Source organism: Mesorhizobium sp. M2A.F.Ca.ET.043.02.1.1 (assembly GCF_003952405.1).
GTDB lineage: Bacteria > Pseudomonadota > Alphaproteobacteria > Rhizobiales > Rhizobiaceae > Mesorhizobium.
In genome coordinates, this window is the sequence record NZ_CP034445.1 from 3,738,020 (window position 1) to 3,755,509 (window position 17,490).

15 protein-coding genes are annotated in these 17,490 nt (G+C 64.6%); 7 read left to right on the forward strand and 8 right to left on the reverse strand.

What is annotated here, in order from left to right; all coding sequences use genetic code 11:
- Positions 1-181: 181 nt before the first annotated feature.
- The gene (locus tag EJ068_RS17940) at positions 182-1,108 is read left to right on the forward strand and encodes an IS110 family transposase (protein WP_129554534.1); all 927 of its coding nucleotides are present in this window, start codon (positions 182-184) and stop codon (positions 1,106-1,108) included.
- 176 nt (positions 1,109-1,284) lie between these two features.
- Here EJ068_RS17940 and EJ068_RS17945 read toward each other — a convergent pair whose 3' ends face one another.
- The gene (locus tag EJ068_RS17945; RefSeq protein ID WP_126063139.1) at positions 1,285-2,205 is read right to left on the reverse strand and encodes a LysR family transcriptional regulator; all 921 of its coding nucleotides are present in this window, start codon (positions 2,203-2,205) and stop codon (positions 1,285-1,287) included.
- A gap of 132 nt (positions 2,206-2,337) precedes the next feature.
- Between EJ068_RS17945 and EJ068_RS17950 the strand changes: the two genes are divergently transcribed.
- The 4 genes from EJ068_RS17950 (at position 2,338) to EJ068_RS17965 (ending at position 6,851) form a co-directional block, all read left to right on the forward strand.
- On the forward strand, positions 2,338-3,564 hold the full coding sequence (locus tag EJ068_RS17950; protein WP_127253630.1) for a urate hydroxylase PuuD: 1,227 nt from the start codon (positions 2,338-2,340) through the stop codon (positions 3,562-3,564).
- A gap of 2 nt (positions 3,565-3,566) precedes the next feature.
- Positions 3,567-4,883, forward strand: a complete 1,317-nt coding sequence (gene guaD / locus EJ068_RS17955; protein WP_127253631.1) for a guanine deaminase — start codon at positions 3,567-3,569, stop codon at positions 4,881-4,883.
- Positions 4,884-5,091: 208 nt separating this feature from the next.
- Positions 5,092-5,595, forward strand: a complete 504-nt coding sequence (locus tag EJ068_RS17960) for a heme-degrading domain-containing protein (protein ID WP_127253632.1) — start codon at positions 5,092-5,094, stop codon at positions 5,593-5,595.
- Positions 5,592-6,851, forward strand: a complete 1,260-nt coding sequence (locus tag EJ068_RS17965) for a glycerate kinase (RefSeq protein ID WP_127253633.1) — start codon at positions 5,592-5,594, stop codon at positions 6,849-6,851. Before EJ068_RS17960 ends, EJ068_RS17965 begins: the two co-directional genes overlap by 4 nt.
- Before the next feature lie 250 nt (positions 6,852-7,101).
- Here EJ068_RS17965 and EJ068_RS17970 read toward each other — a convergent pair whose 3' ends face one another.
- From EJ068_RS17970 to EJ068_RS17985, 4 genes are all read right to left on the reverse strand, one after another.
- On the reverse strand, positions 7,102-8,568 hold the full coding sequence (locus EJ068_RS17970) for a UdgX family uracil-DNA binding protein (protein WP_127253851.1): 1,467 nt from the start codon (positions 8,566-8,568) through the stop codon (positions 7,102-7,104).
- A gap of 2 nt (positions 8,569-8,570) precedes the next feature.
- Positions 8,571-9,806 (reverse strand): putative DNA modification/repair radical SAM protein, encoded by a 1,236-nt coding sequence (locus EJ068_RS17975; RefSeq protein ID WP_127253850.1) that lies wholly within the window; start codon positions 9,804-9,806, stop codon positions 8,571-8,573.
- Between the two features lie 88 nt (positions 9,807-9,894).
- The gene (locus tag EJ068_RS17980; protein WP_127386496.1) at positions 9,895-11,301 is read right to left on the reverse strand and encodes a glutamine synthetase family protein; all 1,407 of its coding nucleotides are present in this window, start codon (positions 11,299-11,301) and stop codon (positions 9,895-9,897) included.
- An 11-nt stretch (positions 11,302-11,312) separates the two neighbouring features.
- Positions 11,313-12,692 carry an aspartate aminotransferase family protein gene (locus tag EJ068_RS17985; RefSeq protein ID WP_127249727.1) on the reverse strand — a complete coding sequence of 460 codons (1,380 nt, stop codon included), beginning with the start codon at positions 12,690-12,692 and terminating at the stop codon, positions 11,313-11,315.
- Positions 12,693-12,836: 144 nt separating this feature from the next.
- Between EJ068_RS17985 and EJ068_RS17990 the strand changes: the two genes are divergently transcribed.
- Positions 12,837-13,283, forward strand: coding sequence for a hypothetical protein (locus EJ068_RS17990; RefSeq protein ID WP_127249726.1), 447 nt, complete (start codon positions 12,837-12,839; stop codon positions 13,281-13,283).
- Here the strand turns inward: EJ068_RS17990 and EJ068_RS17995 are convergent, their stop codons facing one another.
- On the reverse strand, positions 13,284-14,258 hold the full coding sequence (locus tag EJ068_RS17995; RefSeq protein WP_127249725.1) for a WD40 repeat domain-containing protein: 975 nt from the start codon (positions 14,256-14,258) through the stop codon (positions 13,284-13,286).
- A gap of 240 nt (positions 14,259-14,498) precedes the next feature.
- Positions 14,499-15,554: a GTP-binding protein gene (locus EJ068_RS18000; protein WP_042645191.1), complete on the reverse strand. Its 1,056-nt coding sequence runs from the start codon at positions 15,552-15,554 to the stop codon at positions 14,499-14,501.
- Positions 15,555-15,938: 384 nt separating this feature from the next.
- Between EJ068_RS18000 and EJ068_RS18005 the strand changes: the two genes are divergently transcribed.
- A complete protein-coding gene (locus EJ068_RS18005) occupies positions 15,939-16,412 on the forward strand; it encodes a MarR family transcriptional regulator (protein WP_112128317.1) in 474 nt (157 codons plus the stop codon).
- A 193-nt stretch (positions 16,413-16,605) separates the two neighbouring features.
- Here the strand turns inward: EJ068_RS18005 and EJ068_RS18010 are convergent, their stop codons facing one another.
- A complete protein-coding gene (locus EJ068_RS18010; protein WP_127249724.1) occupies positions 16,606-17,469 on the reverse strand; it encodes an AraC family transcriptional regulator in 864 nt (287 codons plus the stop codon).
- Positions 17,470-17,490 lie beyond the last annotated feature (21 nt).

A 17,490-nucleotide genomic window follows, 5' to 3' on the forward strand; every position in this document is an offset into this window, starting at 1 on the left:
TAGGATCCTGTGTGTTGGTTCTGGTGTATGGTTGAGGTGGGAAGGAGACCGAGTGGATCGTGGTCGTCCTTTCGGACAGGCCGTGGCATGGCCCGGTCCCTTCCCACCGGTGAACCATCAACCTGAACAGTTGCACGGGGCTGTTCGAAGCAGACCCCGCACCACAGGAAGAGGCGTGGACATGATAGCCCAGAACTATGTCGGCTGCGACATCTCCAAGCAGTGGCTCGACTTTTTTGATGAGACAAGCGGCCGTCTTCGGCGCATCGACAACCAGGCCGATGCGATCGCCGCCTATGTGGCAGGCCTTGATCCCAGTCGGGACTTCGTCGTCATGGAGGCGACAGGTGTCCATGACCGGCTGCTGCGCCATGCGCTGGCCAAGGCCGGCGTGCCGTTCTCGCGGCACAACCCGGCGCACACCCACCACTATTCGAAGTCGACGCGCCGGCGCGCCAAGACCGATCCTCTCGATGCCAGGATGCTGAGCGACTATGGCCGTCGCTATAACCCTGAGGCCGAGCCGGCGCCGAGCGAAGAAGTCGAGCGGCTTCAATCGCTTGCCGGCCACCGCGATCATTTGGTCGAGATGCGGGCAGCGCTGAAGAAGCACCTCGCCGAGGCTTTCGAGGAGGCCGTCATTGCCGATCTGGAAGAGACGATCGCCTTCCTCGACACGCGTATCAAGGCGTTCGAGAGCCAGATTGCCGAAGTCATTCGTCAAAACCAGGACACCGCTCGCGACCACGCGCTGATGGTCTCCGTGCCCGGTGTCTCCAATGTCGGCGCGCTCTCTTTGCTGGCGCTCCTGCCCGAGCTCGGCCAGCGCTCACCCAAGGCGATCGCCGCGCTCGCCGGCCTTGCCCCGTTCGACAACAAGAGCGGCAAGCTCAGCCGCAGGAGCCAGATCCAGGGCGGGCGATCACGCGTGCGCCGCGCCCTCTATATGGCTGCCCTCACCGCCATCAGAACCTGTGAGCGCTTCAAGACCTTCTATACCGCACTTGCTGCCCGCTCAGGGTCCAAGAAACTCGCCATCATCGCCGTCGCAAGGAAGCTCCTGGTCGTCCTCAACGCCATCATGCGCGACAAAACCGCATTCGCGTGAACACAGTTGCCATGCCGTGACGTCGAGGCGCCGCGCAACGAGGCAGAATTCTGCTCCGCTGCGCCATACGATCAAGGTCACCGAATGGATCCTCGGGTCTGCGCGCCGCTTCGCGTCGCTCCGCCCGTGGATGACGACGTCGCGGAGGCTTCGGCCAACCGCGAGGCAAGCCACCGCTACTTCCCCGCAAGAATATCCTTGATCAACCGTTGGCAGCGCTCGGCCATGAAATCGAGCAGCAGCCGCACCTTCGGGTCCTGCAGCTTCTTGTGCGGATAGACGGCGGCGAACTGCACCGGCGTCGGCGGCGTCTGCGGCAGGATCACCTTCAGCCGGCGGTCGCGGATGAAGGGTTCCACCTCGAAACGCGGCTTGTTGATGATGCCGCGCCCCGACAGCGCCCAGCCGGTCAGCACGTCGCCGTCGTCGGTGTCGTAAGGGCCGTGCACCTCGAACTTCTGCTGGCCGCTCGGCGTCTGCAGCGTCCAGACATATTCGCGCGCGCCGGCATAGCGCAGCATCAGGCAGTCGTGCTTCCTGCCGACCAGTTCCTGCGGCTCGGCCGGTTCGCCGCGCGCCTCCAGATATTTCGGCGCCGCCACCAGCACGCGTTCGCATTCCATGATGCCGCGCATCCTGAGGCTCGAATCCTCGATGATGCCGAGGCGGAAGGCGACGTCGATACCTTCCTTCATGATGTCGACATTGTGGTCGGAGAGCCTCAGCCGCACCTCGATATCCGGATATTTGTCGTGGAAATCCGGGATGCCCGAGGCGATCAACCGCCGTCCGAGGCCGAGCGGCGCCGTAACCCTGATCGTGCCGCGCGGCTGGCCGGAAAGCGCTGCGACTGCGGCTTCCGCCTCGGTGATGGCATCCAGCACCTGCTTGGCGCCGGTGTAGAACACCGTGCCGTGCTCGGTCGGCATCAATTGACGGGTCGTGCGGTTGAACAGCCGCACCCCCAGATGCTTTTCCAGTTCCTTGATGCGGTTGGAGGCGACGGCCGGAGAAATGCGCATGTCACGCCCCGCCGCCGACAGATTGCCGAGCTCGACGACGCGGACGAAGACGGCGATGTTGTCGAGATAGGCCATGCGTGGCTCTCAAACGGCTATGAGGGGCAAGCCTAGTATTTTCCATTTTTTTTTGAAAGTCATCGCGCACCTCGCCTCTTTTCGTTTGCGCTGCACACCGTAAAGTCGCTCTCATCGGCAGGGACGAGTGCAATGATGGATTTCGCGATTTTCTGGGATTGGCTGAGCTTCGCCGTCCGCTGGCTGCATGTCATCACAGGCATCGCCTGGATCGGCTCGTCCTTCTATTTCGTCGCCCTCGATCTCGGCCTGCGCCAGCGTCCCGGCCTGCCTGCCGGCGCCTTCGGCGAGGAATGGCAGGTGCATGGCGGCGGCTTCTACCACATCCAGAAATACCTGGTGGCGCCGGCCGAGATGCCGGAGCACCTCACCTGGTTCAAATGGGAGTCCTACGCCACCTGGCTGTCGGGCTTCGCCATGCTCTGCGTGGTCTACTATGCCGGCGCCGATCTCTTCCTGATCGACCCCAACGTGCTCAACATCTCGGTGCCCGTCGGCATCCTCTTGTCGCTGGCCACCATCGGCGTCGGCTGGATCGTCTACGATCTGCTCTGCCGCTCGCCGCTCGGCAAAAGCGATACCGGGCTGATGCTGGTGCTCTATTGCGTGCTGGTGTTCATCGCCTGGGGGCTCACCCATCTCTTCACCGGCCGCGCCGCCTTCCTGCATCTCGGCGCCATCACCGCCACGATCATGTCGGCCAACGTCTTCATGGTCATCATCCCCAACCAGAAGATCGTCGTCGCCGACCTCATCGCCGGCCGCAAGCCGGACCCGAAATACGGCAAGATCGCCAAGCAGCGCTCGCTGCACAACAACTACCTGACCTTGCCGGTCCTGTTCCTGATGCTATCGAACCACTACCCGCTGGCCTTCGGCACGCAGTTCAACTGGGTCATCGCCTCGCTGGTCTTCATCATCGGCGTGCTGATCCGGCACTATTTCAACACGGTCCATGCGCGCAAAGGCAACCCGACCTGGACCTGGCTGGGCGCCGCCGTGCTGTTCATGATCATCATCTGGCTGTCGACCGTCCCGAAGGTGCTGACCGGCGAGCCGAAGACCTCGGCCGCCTCCGCCGCCGCTCAGGTCTATATCGCCTCGGCGCATTTCCCGGCCGTGCGCGACACCGTGCTCGGCCGCTGCTCCATGTGCCATACGGAAGAGCCGGTCTATGAAGGCGTCTCCCATGCGCCGAAGGGCGTGCTGCTCGACACCGACGAGCGCATCGCCGAGCATGCGCGCGAGATCTACATCCAGGCCGGCCGGGCGCATGCCATGCCGCCCGCCAACGTCACCCCGATCACCGACCAGGAACGGGCCCTTCTGGTCGCCTGGTTCGAAGGCGCCGGAAAGTAAGCATGACAGCGAAAATTCTGCGCGGCCGTACGCTCTCCTTCATGCGCTGGCCCGAAACGATCGACGACCATTCCGCCTGGCGCTACGAGGAGGATGGCGCCCTGCTGATTGACAATGGCAGGATCGTCGCCGCCGGCGTCTATGCGGACGTCAAGGAAAAGGCGGATGCAGGCGTCGGGACAATCGACCATCGCCCGCATCTGATCCTGCCGGGCTTCCTCGACGCCCACGTGCATGTGCCGCAGATGCAAATCATCGCCTCCTACGGCGCCGAGCTGCTCGACTGGCTGAACAAATACACCTTTCCCGAAGAGTCGAAATTCCAGAACGCCCAGCATGGCCGCCGCATCGCGCGGCTGTTCCTCGACGAGATGCTGCGCCACGGCACGACGACGGTCGCCGCCTATTGCTCGGTGCACAAATCATCGGCGGAAGCCTTCTTCGCCGAGTCGCATGAGCGCAACATGCTCAACATCGCCGGCAAGGTGATGATGGACCGCAATGCGCCGGACGGCGTGCTCGACACGCCGCAAACCGGTTACGATGACAGCAAGGCGCTGATTGCCGAATGGCACGGCAAGGGTCGCCAGCTCTATGCCATCACGCCGCGCTTCGCCATCACCTCGACGCCCGAGCAGATGGAGATGGCCGGCGCGCTCTACCGCGAGCATCCGGATCTCCACATGCAGACGCATCTGTCGGAGAACCACGCCGAGATCGCCTTCACCCAGGAGCTTTACCCCTGGTCGCGCGACTACACCGACGTCTATGAGCATTACGGCCTGCTCGGCAAAAAGAGCCTGTTCGGCCACTGCATCCATTTGTCGGAGCGCGAGGCGGATGCGCTGTCGCAGTCGGGTTCGGTCGCGGTGTTCTGCCCGACCTCCAATCTTTTCCTCGGATCCGGCCTGTTCGACTACCAGCGCTATCGTCTGCGCGAGAAGCCGCTTCGGATTGCGGCCGCGACCGATGTCGGTGGCGGCACCAATTATTCGATGCTGCGCACCATGGACGAGGGCTACAAGGTGATCGCGCTGAACGGCGAGAAGCTGAACCCGTTCCAGTCCTTCTGGCAATTGACGCGCGGCAATGCCGAGGCGCTGTCGGTGGCCGACAAGGTCGGCACGCTGGAGGAGGGCACCGATGCCGACATCGTCGTGCTCGATGCTCATGCCACGCCGGGCATGCGGCTCAGGATGGAGACGGTGGAAACGCTGGCCGAGGAACTGTTCCTGCTGCAGACGCTGGGCGACGATCGAGTTGTGCGCGAGGTCTATCTGGCGGGCCGTCCGGCGAAGAGCGCGATTGTCGCAGGGTGACCCCCTCACCGGATTGCCAACCGAATTGCGAAGGGCAATCCGACCTCTCCCCGAGGGGAGAGGAGCGAGCCGACGCTGGCGCCAGTCTCTTCTCCCCTCGGGGAGAAGGTGGCCGCGAAGCGGCCGGATGAGGGGGTGTCCGCGACGGGCGCTTGACCAGGCAAGGGTTGTCGTACAAACGACGGTGTCGATTTTCGGAGAAAGAGACATGGCTACCGCCGACGACATCGCTCTGATCAAGAAACAGGAAGCCACGCTGGTCTTCCCGGCCTTCGACGAGGCCGTCGCCTTCAAGATCGGTTCCGGCATCAGGGATCGGGCGCTGAAGGAAGACCTGCCGATCATCGTCGACATCAGGACCTTCGACCGGCCGCTCTTCTATGCCGCGATGCCGGGCTCCAACGCCTCCAATCCGGACTGGGCGCGGCGCAAGATCAACGTCGTGAGGCGGTATCTCAGAAGCACCTATCGCCTTGTGCTGGAGCAGCAGCGCCCCGACCGCACGTTCAAGGTCGGCGAAGCGCTCGACATCGCCGACTATGTGCTCGCCGGCGGCGGCTTTCCGGTCACCGTCAAGGGCGCCGGGGTCATCGGCGTCATCGCCGTTTCGGGCCTGCCGGAGCGCGAGGACCACGGCGTCGTGGTCGATGCGATCTGCGCGCATCTGGGCGTCGATGCCAGCAAGCTCAGATTGCCGCCGGAAGACAAATGACCGATCCAAAAACCTTCCTCACCTCGATCTTTAACGCTGCCGTCGCCGCCGCCGACCCGGAAAAGACGATCCGCAATCATTTGCCGGCTAAGCCGAAAGGCCGCACCGTCGTTATCGGCGCGGGCAAGGGCTCGGCGCAGATGGCGGCGGCCTTCGAGAAGGTCTGGGACGGTCCCATCGATGGTCTGGTCGTCACCCGCTACGGCTATGGCGCCAGTTGTGAGCGCATCGAGATCATCGAGGCGGCGCATCCGGTGCCGGATGCCGCCGGCCTGGAGGCCTCGCGCCGGCTGCTCGAGAAGGTGCGGGGCCTGACTTCGGAAGACCTGGTCGTGGCGCTGATTTCCGGCGGCGGCTCGGCCCTGCTGCCGTCTCCCGCTCCAGGCCTTACCTTGGCCGACGAGATCGCCGTCAACGAGGCGCTGCTTGCCTCCGGCGCGCCGATCGCGGCGATGAACACCATCCGTAAGCATGTCTCGACCATCAAGGGCGGACGCCTGGCTGCCGCGGCGCACCCGGCGCGGGTCGTGTCGCTGGTCGTCTCCGACATCCCCGGCGACAACCCGGCGCTGGTCGCCTCGGGGCCGACCGTTCCCGACACCGGCAGCCGTCAGGATGCCCTGGCCTCGATCGCCGCTTATGGCATGAAGCTGCCGGCCTCGGTCATGGCCCATATCAATTCACCCGACGCCGATGCCCCGCGTCCCGACGATCCGCGCTTTGCCGGCAATGAAGTGCATCTGACCGCCTCCGCGGGCGTGTCGCTGGAAGCCGCCGCCGCCGAGGCCAAGCGGCAAGGCATCGAGGCCGTCATCCTGTCGGATGCGATCGAGGGCGAGGCCCGCCAGGTCGGCGGCGTCCACGCCGCGATCGCGCGCGAGGTAGCCGCTCGCAACCGGCCTTTCGCCAAGCCCGTGCTGATCCTGTCCGGCGGCGAGACGACCGTGACGCTGCGGGCCAAGGGGAAGGGCGGCCGCAATTCCGAATTCCTGCTCGCCTTCGCCATCGGCATCGACGGTGTCGAGGGCATTCATGCCCTTGCTGCCGACACCGACGGCATAGACGGCTCGGAGAACAATGCCGGCGCCTTCGCCGACGGCTCGACCGTGGCGCGCATGCGGGCGGCAGGCGTCGATGCCAAGGCAATGCTCGCCGGCAACAACGCCTGGACGGCATTTGATGCGGTTGGAGATTTGTTCGTGCCGGGGCCGACGGGGACGAACGTGAACGATCTGAGGGCAATCCTGGTTCGTTAGACGACGGCGTCGTGACATCTGCATGAGCGTCGGCGCCGCCCCTCATCCGCCCTTCGGGCACCTTCTCCCCGTGAACGGGGAGAAGGCGATGGGCGCGCTACGCTGGCGATTGGCGAAGCGCTGCGTGACAGCCCTTTCTCCCCGTCACTATACGGGCAGAAATGCCCGGCAGGGCAATGAGGGGCAGCGCGGACGGTGGCTGCTTAATCGATGTTGCTTGTGTTCGAAGAGAAGCGCCTAGGGCTACCCATCAACCAGCCATCAACTTTCTCACCTTCCGCATATCCTGCAAGAACCGCTCCCTCTCGGCCTCCTTGTCCTCCTGCTCCCGGATGCGCAGGATGAAGGAGGGGTGGATCGTCAGGAACACCCGCAAGCCATCCTCGCGCTCGACAACGTCGCCGCGCATCTTGGTGATCGGCACCGCCTTGCCGAGCAGCGATTGCGCCGCCGTCGCGCCGAGCGCCACAACGAGGTTGGGCTTGACCAGGTCAAGCTCCTTGTCCAGCCACCAGCGGCAGGCCTGGATCTCACCGGCATTGGGCTTGGAGTGGATGCGCCTTTTGCCGCGCGGCTCGAATTTGAAGTGTTTCACCGCATTGGTCACATAGACCTTGTGGCGATCGATCGCGGCGTCGTCCAGGATGCTGTCGAACACCTTGCCCGCCGGCCCGACGAACGGCTTGCCGGCCAGATCCTCTTGGTCGCCGGGCTGCTCGCCGACGAAGATCACGTCGGCATTTTCTGGCCCTTCGCCGAAGACGGTCTGCGTCGCATCGCGCCACAACGGGCAGCGGCGGCAGCCTTTCGCCTCCTCGCGCAGCTCCGGAATATCGTCGGCCTCAGGCGCCGCCACATCGGACGGCTCGGGCGTGGGCCAGTGCTTGGCCTTCACCTTGGCATGATGCGGTGCTGGGCTGGTTGGCATCCGGGCGATCATGTCTGACGCGGCTTTGTCCGCTCCTGCTATCAAATCTGGAATGAGCGAGGCCTCGGGAAGGTTCCGCCAATATTTCTTCGGCATCTCCTTCTGCATCGCCTTCACCTTGAGGCGGGCCGGGTTGAAGATGTTTTCGAAATAGGTCCGCCACAACGCCTCGGCATCGTCTTCCGCCGGCGCGTCGCGCTTGGCCGCACCCGGCCCCATCGCCAGCCTCTCGCCGTCCCAGTCGGCCGAGGCATGCGGGGTCAGGATCGTCCAGCGCATGCCAGTGAAACGACGCACGAAGAAATCGGCATTGCGCTCGACGATGTAATGGTCGGGCTCGAACCACGCGACATAGCGCTCGTCGGCGCCTTCGCCGATTTTTCGGAAGCGCACGAAGGCGCGCATCTTGTGGATGTCGCGGTGCACGGCCTTCTCCATCGCCTCCAGCCGCCGGATATCGGGATCGGTGGCGATCGAAAGCAGCTTCGGCTCCGAGCGCAATCGCCAGAGCAGCCGGTAAAGAAAGCCGAAGCGGTCGGGATCGCAATGGCAGATGGCCGTCTCGGCGCGCTCGATGAAGTCGCGCGGCACGACCAGCCGCGCTTCGGCCTGTGCCGCCGGCAGATTGCTGGCGCCATCTTCGCGATCTGGCTCGACCTGCCACGCGACATCTTCCGGCGGAATATCGTTCGTCGCCAGCCGCCGCGCCGCGTCGCGCCAGCCGGCGAAATCGGTCTGGCTTTCGAGCCGGACGACATAAGCAGCGAGGTTGAGCTGGGTTCTTGCCATGCTCAGAACAAGGAAAGCTGCTCGCAGGAGCGGGTGATCACCTGGCGCAAGCCGGCCTTGTCGGTCAGCGCGCCGGGCGACCAGCCTTCCGCGACGATGAAGGGCCGCACCTTGGCGATCGAATGGCAGAGCCGGCCGACATCCTCGAGCCGCAGCCGGCGGTGACGGCGCGTCTCGACGATCCTGTCGATGACCTTGGTGCCGAGCCCGGGAACGCGCAGCAGCGCCTCTCGCTCGGCGCGGTTGACGTCGACCGGGAATCGGCCCCGATTGCGCAGCGCCCAGGCGAGCTTGGGATCGATGGCAAGGTCGAGCATCCCGTCATTGCTGCCGGCCAGGATTTCCGGCTGCGAGAAGCCGTAGAAGCGCATCAGCCAGTCGGCCTGATAGAGCCGGTGCTCGCGCATCAGCGGCGGTTTCTGCAAGGGCAGCGAAGATGTTGAATCGGGTATCGGGCTGAACGCGGAGTAGTAGACGCGGCGCAGGTGATAGCTGCCATAGAGCCGGGCGCTCGCGCGCAATATGCCGTCGTCGGAGGTCGTGTCGGCGCCGACGATCATCTGCGTCGACTGGCCACCCGGGGCGAAGCGCTCGCGCCTGCGGCTCTGCAAAGTGGGCTCGGCCTGTTCCTCGATCTTGCGGCGCAGCTTGGCCATCGAAAGCCGGATCGTTTCCGGTTTCTTTTCCGGCGCCAGTTTCTTGACGCCTTCGTCCGTCGGCAGCTCGACATTGATCGACAAACGGTCGGCATAAAGCCCTGCCTTCTCGATCAGTTCGGCAGACGCTTCGGGGATGGTCTTGAGGTGTATGTAGCCGCCGAACTTTTCCTCGATCCTGAGCCTGCGTGCCACCTCGACCATCTCGCCCATCGTCTCGTCCGGCGAGCGAATGACGCCAGAGGACAGGAACAGCCCCTCGATGTAGTTGCGGCGGTAGAAATCCATGGTGAGCTTCACCACCTCATCGACGCTGAAGCGAGCGCGCCGCACATTCGAGGACGAGCGATTGATGCAATAGCTGCAGTCATAGATGCAGAAATTGGTGAGCAGGATTTTCAAGAGCGAGATGCAGCGCCCATCCGGCGCGTAGGAATGGCAGATGCCGGAACCCTCGGTCGAACCGATGCCGCCCGATCTCAGCGAGTCGCGTTTTGCCGACCCGGACGACGCGCAGGAAGCGTCGTATTTGGCGGCGTCGGACAGGATCGCCAGTTTCTCGCGGACGGAAAGCACAGCCATTTGTTCATGATATGTTCCAGAAATGCAATTGGCTATAACTTTTGATTGTCCGCGGCAAAACGTGATCGCCGCGCGCGTGTCGTCCGCCTTACACCTCGTGCAGATAGAGGTGATAGTCCAATTCGCTGACCGTGCGCGCGACGCGCAGATATTCGGCCTGCTTGATCGCCACGAAGGTCCGGTGCAGGTCTGGGCCCAGCCCCGATTTCAGGAAATCGGAGCCCCTGGCCGCCTCGATCGCGGCGCGCCAGTCGGCCGGCATGGTCGATCTTTCGCTCGGCTGCTCGTAACCGTTCCCTGTGGTCTCTGGCCCCGGATCCAGCCCTTCATCGAGCCCTTTGACGATGCCGGCCAGCACTGTCGCCGCCACCAGATAGGGATTGGCGTCGACGCCGGACGGCCGGTGCTCGACGCGGCGGTTCCTGGCGTCGCCCGCCGGCACGCGCAGCGCCACCGAGCGGTTGTTGACGCCCCATGTCGGCGCCACCGGCGCGTAGGATTGCGAGACGAAGCGCCGCCATGAATTGGCGTGCGGCGCGAACACCAGCATCGATTCCGCCATGGTGTGGATCAGGCCGCCAAGCGCGTTGAGCAGCTTGGGCGACCATTTCTCGCCGGCGGCCTCGGTGAAGACGTTACGGCCGTCATCGTCCTGCAGCGAGACATGGAAATGCATGCCCGAACCCGCATAGGCCTCGATGGGCTTGGCCATGAAGCAGGCGGTGACGCCGTGCCGCCGCGCCTGCGCCCTGACAAGCCGCTTCAGCATGACGAGATCGTCGGCTGCCCGCATCACGTCCTTGCGGTAGTTGAGCGTCAGCTCGTACTGGCCGGGCGCGTATTCGGAAATGACCGTCTCGGCCGGAATGCCCTGCGCCTTGGCCGCGGCGTAGATGTCGGAAAACAGCGGCTCCATGCCATGCAGATGGTCGACGGAATAGACCTCGGTCTTCGCCGAACGACGGCCGTCGAGCACCGCGCGGGCAGGCTGCACCTTGCCATCCGCGTCGCGCTCGTTGGACAGCAGGAAGAACTCCAGCTCGAAAGCGCCAGCAGGATGCAGGCCGCGCGCCGCCAGCAATTCCACCTGCCTTGCCAGCACCAGCCGTGGGTCGGAGGTCATCGGCTGGCCGTCGAGATGGTACATCGACATCAGCACCTGGCCGCGCGCCGGATTGGTGCCGTAGAGCGGCACCAGCGTGCCCGGGATCGGCCACGCCCTGAGGTCGCCGTCGCCTGTATCCCACACCAGTCCGGTTTCGTGCACGTCCTCGCCGGTGATGTCGAGGCCGAGGATCGAGATAGGCAGGTGCCTTCCGTTCTCGAAAATCCCCATCAGCTCATGGCGGCGCACGATCTTGCCGCGGCCGATACCGTTGGCGTCGGTCAGCACGATGTCGAACGCCTCGATCTCCGGATGCGCGTCGAGAAAGGCTTTCGCCTCGGCGGGCGTCGACCCGGAAGGCGATGTTGTTACGGCGTTCGGATTGTCCATGGCCGCTTTTCTCACGCCGTAAGCCTGGCCGCAACCGCGGCGAAGGCGGCGATCAGCCGGCTCACTTGCGCTGAAGACGTCACCGGCGAGATCAGCATCATGTTGTGGAACGGCGCGATCAGCACGCCGCGATTGACCAGCGCGACATGGATGGCGGCTTCGAGCTCCGGCGCATGCGCCTTCTCGGCCTCGGCGCCATTATGCAGCGGTCCGGGCACGCAGATGAATTCGACGCGCGCGCCGACCCGCGCGACATGCCAGGGCAGCTTGTTTCGCTGGATGACGGCGGTCAGCCCCGCATCGAGCCGGCGCGCCAGCCGGTCCATATGCGCGTAGGCTTGCTCCGTCATCACCTCCTCTAGCGTCGCGCGCATTGCCGCGAACTGCAGCGGGTTGGCCGACAACGTCGTGCCCATGCCGGAATAGCCGGGCTCCTTGGTCCGGTTATAGGCGGCGTAACACGTGGCGACCTCCTCGCTCATCCCCCAGATGCTCGCCGGCACGCCGCCGGCCACCGGCTTGCCGAGCACGAACAGGTCTGGCTCCAGCCCGTACTTGCGCGTATAGCCGCCGGGGCCGGTGGAGATGGTGTGGGTTTCGTCGATCAGGAGCAGCGTGCCGGCCGCGCGGGTCAGCCGCCGCAGCGCGTCATGGAAGCCGGCATCCGGCAGCACCATGCAGGAATTGGTCAGCACCGGCTCGGTGATGACGCAGGCTACGTCGCGGTCCGCGAGCGCTGCTTCCAAAGCGGCAACATCGTTGAACTCGACGATCTTGGTCGCCCGCGTGAGATCGCGGAATTCGCCGGCCAAACCAGGCCGGTTCACCGGCTTGCCGTCGATCAGCCGCACCATCGTCTCGTCGACTGAACCGTGATAGCAGCCGTTGAAGACCAGGATCTTTTCACGGCCCGTCACGGCGCGGGCGACGCGCAGCGCGAAGCGGTTGGCGTCGGTGGCGGTGGTGGCGATCTGCCAGTAGGGCAGGCCGAAGCGCTGCTGCAGGAGCGGGCCGATCGCCAGCGCGTCCTCGCTGGGCAGCATATAGGTCAGGCCCCGGGCCGCCTGCCGGCGGATCGCGCGGGCGACCGCCGGCGGCGAATGGCCGAGCATCGAGCCGGTGTCGCCGAGGCAGAAATCGTCGAGCCTGTTGCCGTCGTTATCGGTGATGGTGGCACCCTTCGCGCCGTCGACCAGGATCGGGAATGGCGTCGGCCAGTCGGTCATCCAATGCATCGGCACGCCGCCCAGGAAGCCGGCGATGCCGTTGCCAAGCTTGGCCTCGGATTTCGGCCGCGCCTTGCGGAAGGCGGCCGCTTCCATCTCGCGCAATTCGGCGATACGGGCGATGTCGATGCCGCCGATGGAAGTTCCTGGATTCGATGCTTGCATGAAAACCCCCGTGTTTCGCGCGGCACTCTGCCCATGGCTTGGCAAAACTGCAATTGGCCGCGCATGGGACGGGCGTTGGCTCAGCGCTCTTGACCCGGCGCGGCCGCCGGGGCCTCATTGTGGGCGGGCATGGAGGAGGGGGAAATGCGGACAGTTCTTTGCGTGGCAGTGCTTCTTGCGTCAGTGAATGGCGGTTTCGCCTCCGGCGCCCTCTGGTGCTCGGTCGATGACGCCAAGGTCGCCTTCCATCTCGACGCCGGCGTGACCCGTGGCCTGGGCGGGCCGACCTTCAATTTCCGCGGCGACTTGGAGATCAAGGCCCGTCCCGCCACCGACAGCCTGCGCAAGACGGTGTTCGAGGACCAGAACCTTACGCAATACTGGCTCGACGGCGAGGAGTTGCGGCTGCTCGTTTATCGAGAGCACGAAGCCAAGGACACCTACCGCTCGGTGGAGCTGACGATCCTGACCAAGGCCAGCGACGAAAGCACTTATGACGGGCGCTACACGCTCGCGGTCTATGACGGCACGGCCGGCGTGAGCAGCGATCCCGTCGAGTTCAAGGGCGATGTGTCCTGCGGCGCGGAATAGTCAGGCGGTGATGTCAATCACGCCGCAGTCCCCGGCAGCACTTCCGAAGACGATGCGGCGCTCTTCTTTGTCCCACATCATGGCGGTGATGGCGCCCTTGCCGGGGCGGCGCAGCAGCACCTCCTTGGCGTCGGCGAAGCGCGCCGCGATCACCATGCCATCCTCGTAGCCGATGGCCACGACGTCCTGGCTCGGATGGCAGGCGACGCAGGTCACCATCGTGTTGCCGCGCGTGCCGAGTTCCAGCGGCGCCTTGCCCATTGGCCCGTCCTTGGCTTGAAACGGCCAGACGATCGCCGCCGGCGCGCCGGAGCTCGCCAGCCATTTGCCCTTGACGCTCCACGACAGGCTCTTCACCTTGCCGGGATAGCCTGACATGCGCATGTGCTTGCCGTCGGCGAGTTTCCAGCCATGCAGCGCGTTTTCCTGCATGGTGGTGATGAGGAAGGCGCCGTCCGGTGAAAAGGTGATGCCGGTATGGGCGCCGGCCCATTCGAGCTCCACCGGCTTGCCCTCAGCCGCTGGAAAATGCAGCGTCGCGCCATTGTAACGGGCGACGGCAAAACGCATGCCCTTGGGCGAGAAGGCTAGTCCTTCCACCGAGCGCGGGTGGGTGAATTCCTTGATCTTGCCGTCGGCGAAACGCACAAAGGCGGTCTTGCCGGAAGCATAGGCGATCGCGCCCTGCGGACCTGCGGCGACGCTGGTGATCCATTTTTTTCCAGCGCTTGCGAGTTCGCTCATCTCGCCGCCGGCCTTCACGGCAAATACCTTGCCGTCCTCGCCGCCGGTGATCAGCCGGTCGTTGGCCGCATCATGAAAGGCGGCAAGCAGACCGTCATTGGCCTGCACCGTCTTCTGCCCATTGTCCAGGCGATGGATCGCGCCGTCGGCCAGAGCGAAATGCGGCACGTCGTTGAGGAAGACGGCGGCGACGCAATGGCCTTCAAGATCAAGCGGGGCGACTGTGGGCATACGAATGGTCCATTCGGGCTTCTGTGCACGAAGCCGGTGCGGCTAGGTGCGGCCTTGCCTTTTCCCCTTGCGGGAGAAGGTGGATTGGCGCGCAGCGCCAAGACGGATGAGGGGTGTTGGACGGATCGCCGGCATTGCCAAGCTGGAGCACCCCTCATCCGACCTCGCTTCGCGGGGCCACCTTCTCCCACAAGGGGAGAAGCGAAGAACGGGCAGCGCTAGCGCCTGAAGGTCAGGAAATCAAGCCGCCTGGCAGGCTTCAAAACTCTTCCTGAGCCGCTCGGCGTCGAGATCGCGGCCGATGAACACGAGCCGGCTCTCATGCTTCTCGCCGTCCTTCCAGGCGCGCTGGTGGTCGCCCTCGAGGATCATGTGCACGCCCTGCAGCACGTAGCGGTCCTCGTCGCCCTTGAGCGCGATGATGCCCTTCAGCCGCAGGATGTTCGGCCCTTCCATCTGGGTCACCTTCTCGATCCAGGGGAAGAACTTCTTGGGGTCCATCTCGCCGCCGCGCAGCGACACCGACTTCACCGTCACGTCATGGATGTCGGAAGCATGGTGGTGATGGTGATCGTGGCCGTCATGATGATGGTGGTCGTGGTCGCAGTCCGGGCCGCATTCATGGTCGTGATCGTGGTCATGCGCCTCGAGGAAGTGCGGATCGTTCTCCAGCGCGCGCGACAGGTCGAAGGCGCCGCGGTCGAGCACTTCGTCGAGCGCCACGCCGGACCGCTGCGTACGATGGATCTTTGCCGCCGGGTTGATGGCGCGGATCGTCGCCTCGACCTTTTCCAGTTCTTCCGGCGTGACGAGATCGGTCTTGTTCAGCACCACCACGTCGGCGAAGGCGATCTGGTCCTCGGCCTCCTTGGAATCCTTCAAGCGCAGCGGCAGGTGCTTGGCGTCGACCAGCGCCACCACTGCGTCGAGCTTGGTCTTGGTGCGCACGTCGTCATCCATGAAGAAGGTCTGCGCCACCGGCACCGGGTCGGCGAGGCCGGTGGTCTCGACGACGATGGCGTCGAAGCGGCCGGGCCGGCGCATCAGGCCCTCGACGACCCGGATCAGGTCGCCGCGCACCGTGCAGCACACGCAGCCATTGTTCATCTCGTAGATTTCCTCGTCGGATTCCACGATCAGGTCGTTGTCGATGCCGATCTCGCCGAACTCGTTGACGATGACGGCATAGCGCTTGCCGTGGTTCTCCGACAGGATGCGGTTGAGCAGCGTCGTCTTGCCCGCGCCGAGATAGCCGGTGAGAACGGTTACGGGGATTTGCGTCTGTGCATCGCTCATGGCTTGCCTCGAAATCTTGGTCGAAAAATCTGGATTGTCGGCCTCATATAGGATGGGCGTCGCGCTTTTGCACGCGTCAAACCGATGGGCCAGGCGGACCCTCCGACGGGGATGGCGGCGAGGAGGGATTTGGTGGCGGTCGAGGCCGACCAAACGGGGAGCCGCATGCGCTCCCAATGGCCATCCCCCGTTGCCGCTGTGAATCTCCGCTCCTCAAAAGTCGTTTGTCATCTAACTGAAATAAACATCTGGCATCACCTGCGCGGGCACCGCAATGCTTGCCGGCAAAGCGTTCCGCAAGCCGGTTTCTTAGAGATCGTCATTTGCCAATCGTCGGACAGCCTCTATGCTGGCCGCGCCGGTTGGGCCGAAGAGGGAATGGCCATGGCCAAGGCGGACAAGACAGCGACAATGAGCCGGCTGCATTCGGCGGCGAGGCTGGCGCGCACGGCGCTCGCGGCGCGGCTTCTGGCCCATGGTTTCTACGCCGGCCAGGACCAGATCATGCTGGCGCTTGACCGCGAGGACGGCCAGACCCCTGGCAATCTCGCCGGCAAGCTCGGCGTGCGGCCGCCGACCATCACCAAGACCATCAACCGGCTGCAGGCGCAGGGTTTCCTCGAAAAGCGGGCCTCCAACGCAGATGCCCGCCAGGCCCATATCTTCCTCACCGAGTCCGGCCGCGAAACCATCCGCGCCATCGAGAAGTCGGTCAAGAAGACCGAGAAGCAGGCGCTGAAAGGCCTCGACAAAAAGGACCAGAAGGCGCTGTTCAAGCTGCTCGCCCGTATCGAGGCGAACCTGTCGAACGAAGACCTGGTCCTGATGGACGACGACGCGGAGATGGATGAAGCGTGACGCGCAGCGTCATCGCTCAACCGCGCCACGTTCGGCTAACGAGCGACGCGTAAGCGTCGTCTCGAGCGACCCAAGCGCGATGCGCAGCATCGTCGCTTCACGAACCGACCAAGAATTTTAGCTGAAAAGGGCGACGACGCTGCGCGTCGCGCCTGAAGGCCATCACCGGACGCCTCGCCCTTAAGCGACGACGCTACACGTCGCGCCTCACCAGCGCCGCCCAACGCCCCGGCGTCAGGCCGAACGCCTTCTTGAAATGCCGGTTGAAATGGCTCTGGTCGCTGAAGCCGGCGCCGGCGGCGATCTCCGCCAGCGGTTCTCCCTCGGCGATCATGCGCCGCGCTCTTTGCAGCCGGCGCATCAACAGGAAGCGGTGCGGGCTGGTCGAATAAGTAGCGCGAAAATGCCGTGATAACTGATAGCGGTCGAGGCCGGTAACGGCCTCGAGCTCATCGGAGCGCACCGGCCGTTCGGCATTCTCCGCAAGATAGTCGCGCGCAAGTGTCGCCGCGCGCCACGCGGTCTTGCCCGTCGACTTTGCCGGCTTTCCGGCGTAGCGCCTCAGATGCTGCGCCAGTTGCGCGACGAAATCCGCCACGAACAGGTCGCCAAGTTCTTCGTCCAGCGGCGCCAGCGCCGAGAGCAGCGTGTCTCGCAGCGCTGGATCGCTTACCACCGCGTCAGGCACGAAAGGCAGCGGCCCGCCATCGAGGCTGTCGAGCAGCAGGGACGGCTCCAGATAGAGGATCCGGTAGCGCAGCCCGTCTTCCGTGCCGGCGCCGCCATCATGTAATTCGTCCGGGTGCAGCACGATCGCCTGGCCGGGCAGGCTATGTTGCAGCGCGCCGCGATAATGAAAGCGCTGCACGCCGTGCAATGTCACGCCGATGGCATAGGTGTCATGCCGGTGCGGCTCGAAGGCGTTGCCGTGGAAACGCGCCTCGATGCGTTCGAGGCCCAGTCCGCCCGGCGCCGAAACGATGCGATCGCCATTGGCCGCGTCCGCGCACGAACGTTCAAGACCTTGCTTCGCTTCTGCGCCTAGAGCCTGCGCCATCGCCCTGTTCCGCCCGTCACG

Excerpts from the sequence above, each read along its gene's own strand:
- EJ068_RS18010 (WP_127249724.1), bottom strand. The coding sequence starts at position 17,469 with ATGGCGCAGGCTCTAGGCGCAGAAGCGAAGCAAGGTCTTGAACGTTCG.
- EJ068_RS17960 (WP_127253632.1), top strand. The coding sequence starts at position 5,092 with ATGGCTACCGCCGACGACATCGCTCTGATCAAGAAACAGGAAGCCACG.
- EJ068_RS17945 (WP_126063139.1), bottom strand. The coding sequence starts at position 2,205 with ATGGCCTATCTCGACAACATCGCCGTCTTCGTCCGCGTCGTCGAGCTC.
- EJ068_RS17985 (WP_127249727.1), bottom strand. The coding sequence starts at position 12,692 with ATGCAAGCATCGAATCCAGGAACTTCCATCGGCGGCATCGACATCGCC.
- EJ068_RS18000 (WP_042645191.1), bottom strand. The coding sequence starts at position 15,554 with ATGAGCGATGCACAGACGCAAATCCCCGTAACCGTTCTCACCGGCTAT.
- EJ068_RS17965 (WP_127253633.1), top strand. The coding sequence starts at position 5,592 with ATGACCGATCCAAAAACCTTCCTCACCTCGATCTTTAACGCTGCCGTC.
- guaD (WP_127253631.1), top strand. The coding sequence starts at position 3,567 with ATGACAGCGAAAATTCTGCGCGGCCGTACGCTCTCCTTCATGCGCTGG.
- EJ068_RS17940 (WP_129554534.1), top strand. The coding sequence starts at position 182 with ATGATAGCCCAGAACTATGTCGGCTGCGACATCTCCAAGCAGTGGCTC.
- EJ068_RS17975 (WP_127253850.1), bottom strand. The coding sequence starts at position 9,806 with ATGGCTGTGCTTTCCGTCCGCGAGAAACTGGCGATCCTGTCCGACGCC.
- EJ068_RS17970 (WP_127253851.1), bottom strand. The coding sequence starts at position 8,568 with ATGGCAAGAACCCAGCTCAACCTCGCTGCTTATGTCGTCCGGCTCGAA.
- EJ068_RS17980 (WP_127386496.1), bottom strand. The coding sequence starts at position 11,301 with ATGGACAATCCGAACGCCGTAACAACATCGCCTTCCGGGTCGACGCCC.
- EJ068_RS17950 (WP_127253630.1), top strand. The coding sequence starts at position 2,338 with ATGATGGATTTCGCGATTTTCTGGGATTGGCTGAGCTTCGCCGTCCGC.
- EJ068_RS17995 (WP_127249725.1), bottom strand. The coding sequence starts at position 14,258 with ATGCCCACAGTCGCCCCGCTTGATCTTGAAGGCCATTGCGTCGCCGCC.
- EJ068_RS18005 (WP_112128317.1), top strand. The coding sequence starts at position 15,939 with ATGGCCAAGGCGGACAAGACAGCGACAATGAGCCGGCTGCATTCGGCG.
- EJ068_RS17990 (WP_127249726.1), top strand. The coding sequence starts at position 12,837 with ATGCGGACAGTTCTTTGCGTGGCAGTGCTTCTTGCGTCAGTGAATGGC.